The sequence below is a fragment of the Blautia sp. Marseille-P3201T genome (assembly GCF_900120295.1).
Taxonomy (GTDB): domain Bacteria; phylum Bacillota; class Clostridia; order Lachnospirales; family Lachnospiraceae; genus Blautia.
In genome coordinates this window covers 36,292-49,799 of the sequence record NZ_LT635465.1, presented here as the reverse complement: position 1 = coordinate 49,799, position 13,508 = coordinate 36,292, and the positions used below count along the sequence as shown (strand labels likewise).

The 13,508-nt window shown below is 38.9% G+C and carries 10 protein-coding genes and 1 pseudogene; 10 read left to right on the top strand and 1 reads right to left on the bottom strand.

All coding sequences use genetic code 11. The features are described from left to right. Nucleotides 1–57: 57 nt before the first annotated feature. The 10 genes from BQ7352_RS00795 to BQ7352_RS00750 all read left to right on the top strand — a co-directional run bounded on the left by BQ7352_RS00795 (nt 58) and on the right by BQ7352_RS00750 (nt 12,163). The gene (locus tag BQ7352_RS00795) at nt 58–2,712 is read left to right on the top strand and encodes a translation factor GTPase family protein (protein ID WP_083429811.1); all 2,655 of its coding nucleotides are present in this window, start codon (nt 58–60) and stop codon (nt 2,710–2,712) included. A gap of 91 nt (nt 2,713–2,803) precedes the next feature. After that, nucleotides 2,804–5,335, top strand: coding sequence for an FAD-dependent oxidoreductase (locus BQ7352_RS00790; protein ID WP_072446083.1), 2,532 nt, complete (start codon nt 2,804–2,806; stop codon nt 5,333–5,335). Nucleotides 5,336–5,451: 116 nt separating this feature from the next. Next, nucleotides 5,452–5,955 (top strand): GreA/GreB family elongation factor, encoded by a 504-nt coding sequence (locus tag BQ7352_RS00785; protein WP_072446081.1) that lies wholly within the window; start codon nt 5,452–5,454, stop codon nt 5,953–5,955. A gap of 99 nt (nt 5,956–6,054) precedes the next feature. After that, a complete protein-coding gene (locus BQ7352_RS00780; RefSeq protein WP_072446079.1) occupies nt 6,055–7,815 on the top strand; it encodes a Na/Pi cotransporter family protein in 1,761 nt (586 codons plus the stop codon). A gap of 21 nt (nt 7,816–7,836) precedes the next feature. Next, nucleotides 7,837–8,511, top strand: coding sequence for a response regulator transcription factor (locus tag BQ7352_RS00775; RefSeq protein WP_072446077.1), 675 nt, complete (start codon nt 7,837–7,839; stop codon nt 8,509–8,511). After that, a complete protein-coding gene (locus BQ7352_RS00770; RefSeq protein WP_072446075.1) occupies nt 8,508–9,848 on the top strand; it encodes a sensor histidine kinase in 1,341 nt (446 codons plus the stop codon). Before BQ7352_RS00775 ends, BQ7352_RS00770 begins: the two co-directional genes overlap by 4 nt. A gap of 140 nt (nt 9,849–9,988) precedes the next feature. Further along, nucleotides 9,989–10,294, top strand: coding sequence for an ArsR/SmtB family transcription factor (locus BQ7352_RS00765; RefSeq protein ID WP_004220817.1), 306 nt, complete (start codon nt 9,989–9,991; stop codon nt 10,292–10,294). 76 nt (nt 10,295–10,370) lie between these two features. Continuing rightward, a complete protein-coding gene (locus BQ7352_RS00760; protein WP_072446073.1) occupies nt 10,371–11,384 on the top strand; it encodes a permease in 1,014 nt (337 codons plus the stop codon). Nucleotides 11,385–11,400: 16 nt separating this feature from the next. Next, the gene (locus tag BQ7352_RS00755) at nt 11,401–11,736 is read left to right on the top strand and encodes a thioredoxin family protein (protein WP_072446071.1); all 336 of its coding nucleotides are present in this window, start codon (nt 11,401–11,403) and stop codon (nt 11,734–11,736) included. Between the two features lie 25 nt (nt 11,737–11,761). Beyond that, nucleotides 11,762–12,163 (top strand): arsenate reductase ArsC, encoded by a 402-nt coding sequence (locus BQ7352_RS00750; protein ID WP_072446069.1) that lies wholly within the window; start codon nt 11,762–11,764, stop codon nt 12,161–12,163. Nucleotides 12,164–12,212: 49 nt separating this feature from the next. On the opposite strand, the pseudogene BQ7352_RS15110 reads toward BQ7352_RS00750, so the two are convergent. Beyond that, nucleotides 12,213–13,505 (bottom strand): annotated as a pseudogene (locus tag BQ7352_RS15110) (TrkH family potassium uptake protein). Nucleotides 13,506–13,508: the final 3 nt, after the last annotated feature.

Genomic DNA, 13,508 nt, shown 5'->3' with positions numbered 1-13,508 from the left:
ATGCTTGGAACATTACTATTGCCCAAACTGAGAATAGAAAAGATAGGAAGGGAAATTATGGAGACAAATCGTTTGGCAGTGGGGATTTTGGCCCATGTAGATGCAGGGAAGACAACCCTTGCGGAGGGAATTTTATATCATACAGGGAGTATTCGGAAAGTAGGACGTGTGGACCATCAGGATGCGTTTTTGGACACCTATGCTTTGGAAAAAGAAAGAGGAATTACTATTTTTTCCAAGCAGGCAGGTTTTACATTAAATGACAAGGAGATTGCCCTTCTGGATACACCGGGACATGTGGATTTTTCTGCTGAGATGGAGAGAACGCTGCAGGTATTAGATTATGCAATTCTTGTAATCAGCGGTGCTGATGGTGTGCAGGGACATGTACAGACCTTGTGGAAGTTGTTGAAAGAATATAAAATTCCTGTATTTATTTTTATTAATAAAATGGATCAGGAAGGAACGGACAAAGAAAAACTGCTTTGGGAGCTGCAGAACAGACTGGATAAGGGCTGTGTTGACTTTACCTTTGCCAAGGAAAGCAGTTCTGAGTTTTTGGAGGAACTGGCAGTTTGTGATGAGAATATTCTTGAGAAGTATTTAGAACAGGGAGAGGTGTCTGCAGAGGACATTCAGAAGATGATAGGAAAACGGCAGGTATTTCCCTGTTATTTCGGTTCTGCGCTAAAGCTTCAGGGAATTCAGGAATTCTTAGAGGGACTGGATTTGTATACAGTATGTCCGAAGTATAAAGAAGAATTTGCTGCAAAAGTGTTTAAAATTTCCAGAGATGAAAAGGGAAACAGGCTGACACATTTAAAAGTTACAGGTGGAACTTTGAAAGTGAAGCAGATGATAAAAGGCAAGGACTGGGAGGAGAAGGCAGACCAAATCCGTGTTTATGATGGTGCGGGTTTTTCTTCTGTAAATGAGGCATTGGCAGGAAGTGTGTGTGCGGTAACCGGGCTTTCTCATACTTTTGCAGGGGCATGTCTGGGGGCAGAGCAGATGGGAAAAGAGCCTGTTTTAACACCGGTGCTTACCTATGAAATTCAGCTTCCGGAAGGATGTGATGTACAAAACATGCTGAAAAAACTCCGTGAGCTGGAGGAGGAAGACCCTTTACTGCATATTTTATGGAATGAGCAGTTGGGAGAAATCCATGCACAGGTTATGGGAGAGGTACAGATTGAAATTTTAAAGAGTATGATACAGGAGCGTTTTGGGATTTCTGTGGAATTTGGCTCAGGAAGTATTGTATATAAAGAGACCATTACCGATAAAGTGGAAGGAATTGGACATTTTGAACCTTTGCGCCATTATGCAGAAGTGCATTTATTATTAGAACCTCTGGAGCGTGGCAGCGGGCTGGAATTTGCCTCCGACTGCAGTGAGGATATGCTGGACAGAAACTGGCAGAGACTGGTGCTCACCCATTTAGAGGAAAAGGCTCACAGAGGTGTGCTTACCGGCTCAGAGATTACCGATATGAAGATTACGTTGATTGCAGGTAAAGCTCATACAAAGCACACGGAAGGAGGAGACTTCAGACAAGCAACTTATCGGGCTGTGCGTCAGGGATTGAAAAAGGCGAAAAGCATTTTATTAGAACCGGTATATGAGTATCGGCTGGAAGTGCCGCAGGAGATGATTGGCAGAGCCATGACTGATATTCAGAAAATGTATGGTAGCTTTGACTCACCGAAAACTGAGGGGGAAATGTGTGTCCTTACCGGGGAAGCTCCTGTGGTAACCATGCGTGGCTATCAAAGAGAAGTCATTTCTTATACAAGAGGCATGGGAAGGCTGTTTTGTTCTTTAAAGGGATATGAGCCCTGCCATAATTCCGAAGAAGTTCTTGCAGAAATAAATTATAATTCTGAAAATGATTTGGAAAATCCCACAGGTTCTGTTTTCTGCTCACACGGCGCAGGCTTTCATGTAAGCTGGGATAAAGTAGATGAATATGCCCATATTGATACGGGGTGGAATAAGGCAAAGGAAAGACCGACAGAAAAAGCGCCCAGAACAAGCTTTTCACAAATTCGATTGGATGAACAGGAACTGGAAGAAATTTTTACCAGAACTTACGGTCCTATCAAGCGGGAAAGAAATGGATTTCAGAAAACTTCCCATACGGTTACTGCAAAAACAGTAGAACCAAGACCTGCAAAAAAGCAGGTGGAGAAAGAATATCTTCTGGTAGACGGTTATAACATTATTTTTGCATGGGAGGAGTTAAACGAACTGGCAAAAGTAAATATTGAAGCTGCAAGAAATAAATTGATGGACGTTCTCTGTAATTATCAGGGATATAAGAAATGTACGCTTATTCTTGTGTTTGATGCTTATAAAGTGGAAGGAAATCAGGGTTCTGTGCAGAAATACCACAATATTCATGTGGTATATACAAAAGAGGCTGAAACTGCAGACCAGTATATTGAGAAGACTGTCCATGAGATAGGGCGGAAATATCATGTGACGGTTGCTACTTCAGATGCTATGGAACAGGTGATTATTCTGGGACAGGGAGCTTCCAGAATGTCAGCAAAAAATCTGTTGGAGGAAGTACAGCAGATGAAAGAGGAAATAAGAGAGTTTTATATTGAAAAGCAGAAGAAAAGCGGAACTTATCTCTTTGATAATCTTCCGGAAGAATGGACAGAATTTATGGAAGATGTGCGATTGGGAAGAAAAAGTTTTGAATAAAGAAAAAACAGTAGTATTTTTGTCCAGTTAGTATTATACTATAGGTAACAGCGAAAAAAATCTGTAAATACACATAAAGGGGGTTTCCAAAATGGAATCACTGAAATTAAGAGAGAATTTTTATTGGACAGGGATTGTAGATGATAATTTGCGTGTGTTTGACATTATAATGTATACAGAATTTGGAACAACCTACAACTCCTATGTGATGAAAGCAGGAGATAAAACAATTTTATTCGAAACTGCAAAGGCAAAGTTTTTTGATGAATATTTGGAAAAATTAAAGGAACTTACAGATGTATCCAAAATTGATTATTTAGTAGTCAGCCATACAGAACCGGATCATGCCGGAAGTGTGGAAAAACTTTTGGAAATCAATCCGGGAATGAAGATTATTGCAACAGGATGTGCAGTAAACTTTTTAAAGGAGATTGTGAATGGTGAGTTTACAGCAATTGTAGTAAAAGACAATCAGGAGATGAAAATCGGTGATAAGACACTGAAATTCCTTCTTGTGCCAAATCTTCACTGGCCGGACACCATGTATACTTACATTGAGGAAGAGCAGATTTTAGTAACCTGTGACTCCTTTGGATCACATTATGGTTTCCATGATATTTTAGTAAGTAAAGTAACAGATGAAGAAGGTTACATGAGAGCTACAAAATATTATTTTGATAATATTATCGGACCTTTCAAACCATATATGAAAAAAGCTCTGGACAGAGTGCGTAAACTGGATATTTCCATGATTTGTACAGGACATGGACCTGTTCTGGATGCAAGAATTGACTTTATGCTGGATACTTATGAAGAATGGTGTACCGTAGTTAATCCAAATCCGAGAAAAACAGTGATTATTCCTTATGTAAGCGCTTATGGCTATACAAAACAGTTGGCAGAAACCATTGCCAAGGGGATTGAGGAAAGCGGAGATATTGACGTGCGCTGCTACGATATGGTAGAGGCTGAGCAGGCAAAGGTACTGGAAGAACTGGGCTTTGCAGACGGTATTCTCTTTGGCTCACCGACTATCGTTGGAGAAGCATTAAAACCAATCTGGGATTTAACTACTTCTATTTTTGCAGGAACCCATGGCGGTAAACTGGCAAGCGCTTTCGGAAGCTATGGATGGAGCGGCGAAGCTGTGCCTCATTTAATTGAAAGACTGAAACAGTTAAAGATGAGAGTGCCGGATGAAGGTTTTCGTGTGAAATTTAAACCGGGAGAAGATAACTTAATTGATGCTTACGACTATGGTTATAATTTTGGTTGTCTTCTTCAGAATAAAGAAAATGTGAAGAAATCATCAGGAACGAGAACACTTGTGAAATGCCTTGTATGTGGAGAGATTTTTGACTCTTCTATGGAAATTTGCCCGGTATGCGGTGTTGGAAAAGAAAACTTTGTAGAGGTAGAAGTAGAAGAGAATACTTACCGTAATGATACGAAAGATTTCTATGTAATCTTAGGTTCCGGTGCAGCAGGATTTTATGCAGCTTCAGCCATTCGGGAAAGGGATAAGACAGGCTCTATTGTTATGGTATCCAATGAACCATATCGTCCTTATAACCGTCCAATGCTGACAAAATCACTTATGGCAGATTTGACAGAAGAACAGATTGAAATTCAGAATGAAAAATGGTTCGAGGAGCAGAATATTCACCTTGTACTTGGAAAAGAGATTGAAGCTATTCATACAGATGCAAAAGAAGTGGTATTAGAAGGCGGCATGAAACTGACTTATACAAAACTGATTTATGCCCTTGGCTCAGAAAGCTTTATTCCTCCAATTCCGGGACATGATAAAGAAGGTGTGGCAGCTATTCGCCGTCTGGAAGACACCAGAAAAATTGACAAGATATTACCGGAAGTGAAGAATGTAGTAGTAATCGGCGGCGGTGTTTTAGGACTGGAAGCTGCATGGGAGCTGAAAAAAGCAAAATGCAACGTAACAGTATTGGAGCTTGCTCCAAAACTTATGGCACGTCAGCTTGACGATGCAGCAGGAGATATGCTGAAACTTATTAGTGAAAACCAGGGTATTCAGATCCACACAGGTGTCCAGATTGAAGAAATTCAGGGTGAGAACCATGTAACAGGCGTAAAACTGGGAAGCGGAGAAGTAATTCCGGCAGAACTGGTAATTATGTCCTGTGGTGTTCGTGCAAACACGCAGCTGGCAAAAGAAGCAGGTATTGAAATTGACAGAGGTGTGATTGTAAACGAAAAAATGGAAACAAATATTTCCGGTATTTATGCTTGCGGTGACTGTGCTCAGTATAATAATATTAATTATGCAATCTGGCCACAGGCAGTAGAGCAGGGAAAAGTTGCCGGTGCAAGTGCCGCAGGAGATGAAGCAGTATACGAGACTGTTCCGGCTGCTCTTAGTTTCCACGGAATGAAAACAGCTTTGTTTGCAGCAGGAGATAATGGTAAAAATCCAAATCTTATTTACAAAACAGTTGAATTTAAAGATATGGGCAAAAAACAGTATCGCAAATATTATTTCCTGAATAACAGACTTTGTGGTGTTATTCTCATTGGTGATGTAAGCCGTATGGCAGAACTGACACAGGCACTGGAGAAGCATAGTTCTTATAAAGAAATGATGAAATAAAAGATAATAAGTATACTTTATGGGCAATTCTTCATTTATGGAAAGAAATGGGGATTGCCCATTTTTTCTGTAAGAGGTATACTAAAGTGGAATAAATTTTAGAAAAGAGGATGGATATGGGAGAGCGTCTTACTGAAAATGATGTAAAAAAAATCCAGGCAGAAATAGAGTACAGAAAGCTGACTGTCCGTAAAGAGGCCATTGAGGCTGTAAAGGAAGCAAGAGCTCAGGGGGATTTAAGTGAGAACTTTGAGTATTATGCTGCCAAAAAAGATAAAAATAAAAATGAAAGCCGCATTCGTTATCTGGAAAGAATGTTGAAAACAGCAGAGATTGTTTCAGAGGACTCAAAGGCAGATGAAGCAGGAATGAATAATGTGATTGAAGTGTATTTTGAAGATGACGATGAAACAGAAACCTATAAATTGGTAACGTCAATCAGAGGAAATTCCCTGGACAATAAAATCAGTATTGAGTCTCCTCTTGGAAAAGCAATTTTAGGGCATCGAGAAGGGGACAGAGTCTGGGTAAAAATAAAGGAAAATGTCGGATACTATATTGTTATTAAGAAAATTTTTAAAAATACCGATGATACGGAAGATGAAATTAAAAGTTTTTAAGATTTTACATAGATTTAACATAACCCCCTAGCAATATTTACATAAAATTTATATAATGAGGAAAAAACCAAAGAATATAAGAAACAAAAGGAGAATATAATGGACTTTTTTAGTGTTTTAAGTATGATAGGAGGTCTGGCGCTTTTCCTGTACGGAATGCACGTTATGGGAGACGGACTTTCCAAGGTTTCCGGCGGGAAAATGGAAAAGATTTTAGAGGGACTTACCTCCAATCCTTTAAAAGCAGTAGGGCTGGGCGCATTGGTAACAGCAGTTATTCAGTCATCTTCTGCGACCACAGTTATGGTGGTAGGATTTGTAAACTCCGGTATCATGAAATTATCTCAGGCAGTTGGGGTAATTATGGGTGCAAATATCGGTACAACTATTACCTCCTGGATTTTGAGTCTTTCCGGCATTGAAAGCGACAGCTTTTTTATTCAAATGTTTAAGCCTACATCTTTTTCACCGATTTTGGCGATTATTGGTGTAGCTTTTCTGTTGTTTGCAAAAAGTGAAAAGAAAAAAGATATTGGTACGATTTTCCTTGGATTTGCAGTGTTGATGTTTGGTATGGACAGTATGAGTGCAGCAGTAAAACCGCTGGCAGACGTACCGGAATTTACCGGAATTTTGACAGCTTTTTCAAATCCGTTTTTAGGTATGCTGGCAGGTGCCCTGCTTACAGCTGTTATTCAGAGTTCTTCTGCATCTGTAGGTATTTTACAGGCGCTTTGTGTAACAGGAGCAGTAAGTTACGGCGTGGCAATTCCGATTATTTTAGGACAGAATATTGGTACTTGCGTAACTGCTCTGTTATCTGCCATTGGAGCGAAGAAGAATGCAAAAAGAGCAGCTATGGTACATCTGTATTTTAATATTATCGGTACAACCGTGTTCCTCATTGTATTTTACGGTTTAAATATGGTACTGCATTTCGAATTTTTGGGACAGGCGGCAGATGCGGCAGGTATCGCCGTTGCACATAGTGCATTTAATATATTTGCCACAGCAATTTTACTTCCGTTCTCATCAGGACTGGAGAAATTGGCATGTCTTACTATCCGTGACGAGGAAGAAACAGAGCCACAGTCCGAAGCAGCACAGCTTCTGGACGTACGTTTCTTAGAGAAACCGGCGTTTGCTATGGAGCAGAGCCGTAACGCAGCGAAAAAAATGGCAGAAGCATCAAAAGAGTCTTTATTTACAGCATTGTCCATGCTGGGGGATTACAGAGAGGCTGATGCAGAGAAAGTAGTTGCAGAAGAAAATAATGTAGATGAATATGAAGATGCTCTGGGAAGTTATTTGGTAAAATTAGGTCAGAAGGACTTAAATGTTCACGATAGCAGAGATTTATCTATTATTCTCCACTGTATCGGTGATTTTGAGAGAATTTCTGACCACGCAGTTAACATTATGGAATCAGCCAAAGAGCTGCATGAAAAAGATTTAAGATTTTCTGAAAAAGCATTAGAGGAATTAAAAGTAATTTCTAAAGCAGTAGTAGATATTGTTAGTATTTCTTATGAGGTATTTGAAAATACAAATATTGAAAGTGCGAAAAAGGTAGAACCTCTGGAAGAAATTATTGATGAATTAAATAAAGAATTAAAATCACGTCATGTCAGACGATTAAGAGAAGGTAAATGTACCATTGAACAGGGCTTTATCTTATCCGATATTACTACAAGCTTAGAGCGAATTGCGGACCACTGTTCTAATATTGCCGTTTGCATTTTACAGGTAGCAGAGGACAGTTTCGATACACACAGCTATTTAAATGCAGTTAAGAGAGAGGATAATGAAACGTTCCAAAGAAGAATGGAAGAAACAAGAAAGCAGTATCCGCTGCCATAATGGGGAAGATGAGGGAAATACATGATTTACTGTGTAGAAGATGAACGAAATATCAGAGAACTTCTGGTATATACTCTTGGAACAACAGGATTTGAGGCAAAAGGATTTAGTGATGGAAAAGAGTTTAAAAAAGCTTTAAAAGAAGAATTACCGGAGCTGATTTTGCTGGATATTATGCTTCCGGGAGAAGACGGATACAGCCTTTTGGAAGAACTGAAAAAAGAACCCAGTACCAGTGAAATTCCTGTCATTATGGTAACAGCCAAAGAAGCTGAGTATGACAAGGTGCGCGGACTGGAAGGTGGGGCAGATGACTACATCACAAAGCCTTTCGGAATGATGGAGTTTTTGGCAAGGGTCAAAGCAGTTCTTCGAAGAACGAAAAAACATTCTTCTAAGAAGGAATATCATTATAAAACCCTGACAGTAAATGTAGAAAAACATCAAGTTTTTGATAATGACAGACTGGTAGAGCTGACTTTAAAAGAATTTGACTTACTTCGCTATCTGGTTGAAAATAAGGGAATTGTTTTAAGCAGAGATGAAATTTTAGAGAAAATATGGGGTTATGAATGTGCGGGAGAGACAAGAACCGTAGATGTACATATCAGAACTCTCAGACAAAAGCTGGGTGACTCAGGATTTTTAATTGAAACCGTAAGAGGTGTGGGTTATCGGATTGGGGACAGCCAATGAAGCAGAGAATTATGAATAATGTAGGCGTGCTGGTGGCATTGGGAATTTTTTTGAGTTTCCTTGCCGCCAGCGGCATTATGTACGATAAATATAACAGCTACATGCAGCAGGATGTAAAAAACGAAGCGGAATATATTCGCTATGGTTTGGAAAATACCGGAATAGAGTACCTTACTCAGGAAACAGGACAGCTTACTACCAGCAGAATTACTCTTTTAAATGCAGAAGGCAAGATTTTGTATGACTCCGAACGTCACCCAAAAGAACTGGAAAATCACGGAAACCGTCCGGAAATTCAGGAGGCAATGGAAAAGGGGGAGGGAGAACAGGTTCGCTTTTCCGAAACCCTTTCAGACCAGACCTTTTATTATGCGGTCAAGTTGGATAACGGCGATATTTTAAGAGTTGCCAAAACAACAGACAGTGTTTTTCATACTATGGTTTCCAGTTTTACCCTCATGGGCGTTTTATTTTTAATTATTCTTGCACTGGGATTTCTGTTAATTGAGAGACAGACCAAGAAGCTGATAGAGCCTATTAACCGACTGGATTTAGAGCAGCCTTTGAAGAACGTGGAATACGAGGAGCTTCGCCCTCTTTTAAATCGTGTCGATGAGCAGAATAAGCAGATTGCCAGTCAGGTAGAAGAATTAAAACAGGCGGAGGCAGTTCGCAGGGAATTTTCCGCAAATGTTTCCCATGAGTTGAAAACACCGTTGATGTCCATATCCGGTTATGCGGAGATTATGAAAAACGGCATGGTAAGACCGCAGGATATATCCGAGTTTGCAGGACGTATCTATGACGAGGCAAGCCGCCTGACAAGCCTTGTACAGGATATTATTGAAATATCCAAATTAGATGAAAAAAGCGGAGAAATGCCATTTGAAAATGTAGATATCTATGAAATTGCGCAGGATATTTGTCAGAATTTAACTTTGCAGTCAAAAAAGAAAAATGTAACCCTTTCCATAGAGGGAAGCAATGTGGAAATCTATGGAGTCCGCCATATTTTATATGAGATGTGTTACAATCTGGTGGATAATGCCATGAAATACAACAGAGAAGGTGGATATGTAAAGGTTTCTTTGAGTACCACAGAAGACCATGTGTGCTTTACTGTGGAAGATAATGGAATTGGAATTGCCAAAGAAGAGCAAGAACGAATTTTCGAGCGTTTTTACCGAGTGGACAAGAGCCATTCCAGAAAAACAGGGGGAACCGGTCTGGGACTTTCTATTGTAAAACACGGAGCAGCATTACACCATGCACAGATCGTTTTAAACAGTGAACCTGAGAAAGGCACAAAAATACAAGTTTTCTTCAAAAAATCATAAGAAATATATCACTTTTAGTCTTAAGAGGGAAGGAAATTTGAAAAAACATATTAAAATATTTTGATATGAGGTATTGACAAATCTATTTATCAGATTTAGAATATATACATCAAAATAATTTGATGTGAGGAGTGGTGATAATGACTGATTTTTCAAAAGACGCGAAAATATTCAAGGCTCTCTGCGATACAAAAAGATTAACTATTTTAGATTATCTGAAAAGTGGAGAAAAATGCGCATGTGTTCTAATTGAAAATATGAACATAGGACAGTCAGCCCTGTCTTATCACATGAAAATACTTTGCGACTCCGGCATTGTCATTGCAAGACAAGAGGGAAAGTGGACGCATTACAGCCTCAGTAAAAGCGGAAGCGAATATGCCTCAAAACGATTGTTAGAATTAACAACACCAAATATTGAAAACCAATCAAGTTGTTGTAAATAAAGGTCATCGGAAGATGGCTTTTATAAAAAACTTTCACATCAAAAAAAGTTGATATGTTAGATGAAGGAGGGATTTTTTGGAAGTATTAAATGCAATGTGGTTGTTTTTTCAAGACCAAATATTAGGTATGAAATGGTTAAATGGTTTTATCGGGCAGGGACTGTCACTGATAGGGTTAGACATTCACAGCCGTTTAGGGGGAAGCGTTCAGTTCTTTCTATACGATGTAATCAAAATTACAATTTTACTATGCCTGTTAATTTTCTGTATTTCGTATATTCAGAGTTATTTTCCACCGGAGCGAAGCAAGAAAATTCTAGGACGTTTTCATGGTATCGGAGCTAATATCATATCCGCATTGCTGGGAACGGTTACACCATTTTGCTCCTGTTCTTCTATTCCGTTATTTATCGGGTTTACAAGCGCGGGATTACCGCTAGGGGTAACTTTTTCTTTTTTGATTTCTTCCCCTATGGTGGACTTAGGAAGTCTTGTATTGTTAATGAGTATTTTTGGTGCAAAGGTTGCTTTTGCGTATGTAATTGTCGGTTTGATAATAGCTGTAGTTGGCGGTAGTTTGATTGAAAAATTACACATGGAAAAATATGTGGAGGATTTCGTCAAAAATGCAAGCAGGGTTGATATTAGTTCTCCTGTCTTAACGAAAAAGGATAGAGTCCAATATGCGAAAGAGCAGGTTGTGGGAACATTTAAAAAAGTATTTCCATATATTCTGATTGGCGTAGGGATTGGTGCAATTATTCATAACTGGATACCGGAAATATGGATTGAAAATATTTTGGGAAGTAATAATCCATTTGGAGTTATTTTAGCCACACTTGTGGGAATACCTATGTATGCTGATATTTTTGGAACAATTCCGGTTGCAGAGGCTTTGCTTGCAAAAGGAGCACAGTTGGGTACAATTTTATCATTTATGATGGCAGTAACAACACTTAGTTTACCGTCTTTAATCATGCTGAAAAAAGCAGTAAAGACTAAATTATTAGCTCTATTTATTGCCATTTGTACGTTTGGGATTATCCTTGTAGGCTATTTGTTTAATATGTTTAGTACACTATTTATTTAAAAGGAGAGAATAAGAAATGAAATTATTTGGAAAGAAAAAAGAAACAAAAACATGTTGCTGCAATGGAAATTGCACATCAGAAACAATGGAAAATGCAGAAAGTAAAAAACAAGAGAAGGGTATTAAAATACTGGGTTCAGGCTGTGCAAAATGTATGGAATTAGAAAAAGCAGTCAGAACGGCAATATCTGAGCTTCAATTAGACTACGAGATTGACCATGTAACAGACTTTGCGGAAATCGCCAGTTATGGAGTCATGTCTACACCGGCATTAGTGCTTGACGGAGAAGTAATATCCTATGGAAAAGTATTAACGGTAGAAGAAGTGAAAGAATTGTTGATGAAACAATAAAACAACGAAAGGTCGGTGATTTATTATGAAAAAACCTAAAGTGGCTTTTGTATGTGTTCATAATTCCTGCCGTAGTCAGATTGCGGAAGCGTTGGGAAAATACCTTTCTTCGAATGTTTTTGAGAGTTATTCTGCAGGAACAGAAACAAAACCGCAAATCAATCAAGATGCAGTTCGTTTAATGAAAGAAATGTATCAGATAGATATGGAAAAAACACAATATTCCAAATTGCTGTCTGAAATACCTCCGGTAGATATTGTGATTACAATGGGATGTAATGTAAATTGTCCTGCAATACCATGCCAATATAGAGAAGACTGGGGATTGGATGACCCTACCGGAAAGGATGATGTTGAATTTTCAAAAACGATACACGCAATCCATGCAAAAATACTTGAATTAACAGAGAAAATAAAAAAGAGCTGATACATTGAGAGGTATTCGGAATACTTCTTTCCTGTAGCAACTCTTTATTTTAATATCTCTTCCATGTTTCCCTTACAAACAACAACAACATTGGGAACAATTCCAGTCTTCCGGCAAGCATATCAAAAGTAAGCACCAGCTTTGCACCATTAGAAAAAATGGAAAAGTTCTGTGTCGGACCGACTAATTCCAATCCGGGTCCTATGTTATTCAGCGCTGCAGTAACACCGGTAAAGTTTGTTACCATATCTAATCCATCAAAGCTGATAAGGAGAATGGAAAAGGCAAAAACTAAAACATAGGCAATCAGAAATACATTTGTAGAACGAACTACCTCATGTTCCAACGTATGACCATCCAGCTTTAATTTGCGGATACTGCGAGGATGGAGTAGAGTATTCAGTTCTTTTTTGATTGTTTTAATTAAAATAATGAAACGTGATACTTTAATACCGCCTCCTGTACTGCCTGCACATGCACCAATAAACATCAGAAGAACTAAAATGGTTCTGGAAGCCTGCGGCTACAGGTTAAAATCTGTAGTTGCATATCCGGTCGTGGTGATAATGGAGCCAACCTGGAAGGCTGCATGACGCAAAGCTTCACTAACGCTGGAATAAAGGTGGGAAATATTTAAAGTAATTACTGCAATGGATGCAAAAATAATTCCAAAGTAACAGCGAACTTCCTCCATACGGAAAGCCTGTGTAAATTTCCTGCACCAGATTAAAAAGTAAGCGTTAAAGTTGACACCGAACAAAATCATGAAGACAGTTACAACAATATAGATAATGTAAAGAATTTTTGCTGTAGATTGTACAGTCGGTGTTAGTTTACTTACAGAGGGACCGGGACTTTCTGCCTTCATTAAATTCATGTGAGAGCCGCCGTGCATCTGCATAAAAGAAAGGAGAAATACCAGTACGCCCATTCCTCCGATCCAGTGGGTGAAGCTTCGCCACATAAGCATACAGCGGGGAAGCACTTCAACATCTTTTAAAATACTGGCGCCGGTTGTGGTAAAACCGGAGACTGTTTCAAAAAGAGCGTCAATCGGGTTGCTTATGACACCGCTGAAAAGAAAAGGAAGTCCGCCCATAAGGCTTAGTACAATCCAGCTCAGTGCCACAGTTACAAAAACTTCTTTAACATAGAAGACCGTATTTTCAGGCCTTTTTCGTGTTAAAACTGCACCAATCAGTATACATAAAAGTGCAGTAAATACAAAAGACCAGCCGCTGTATTCCTGATAGATAAGGGCTGTAATGCAGGGAAGAAGCATGAAAGCTGCTTCAAAATACAATACCCTGCCAATAATGGATTTTACAATTAAGTAATTCATAAT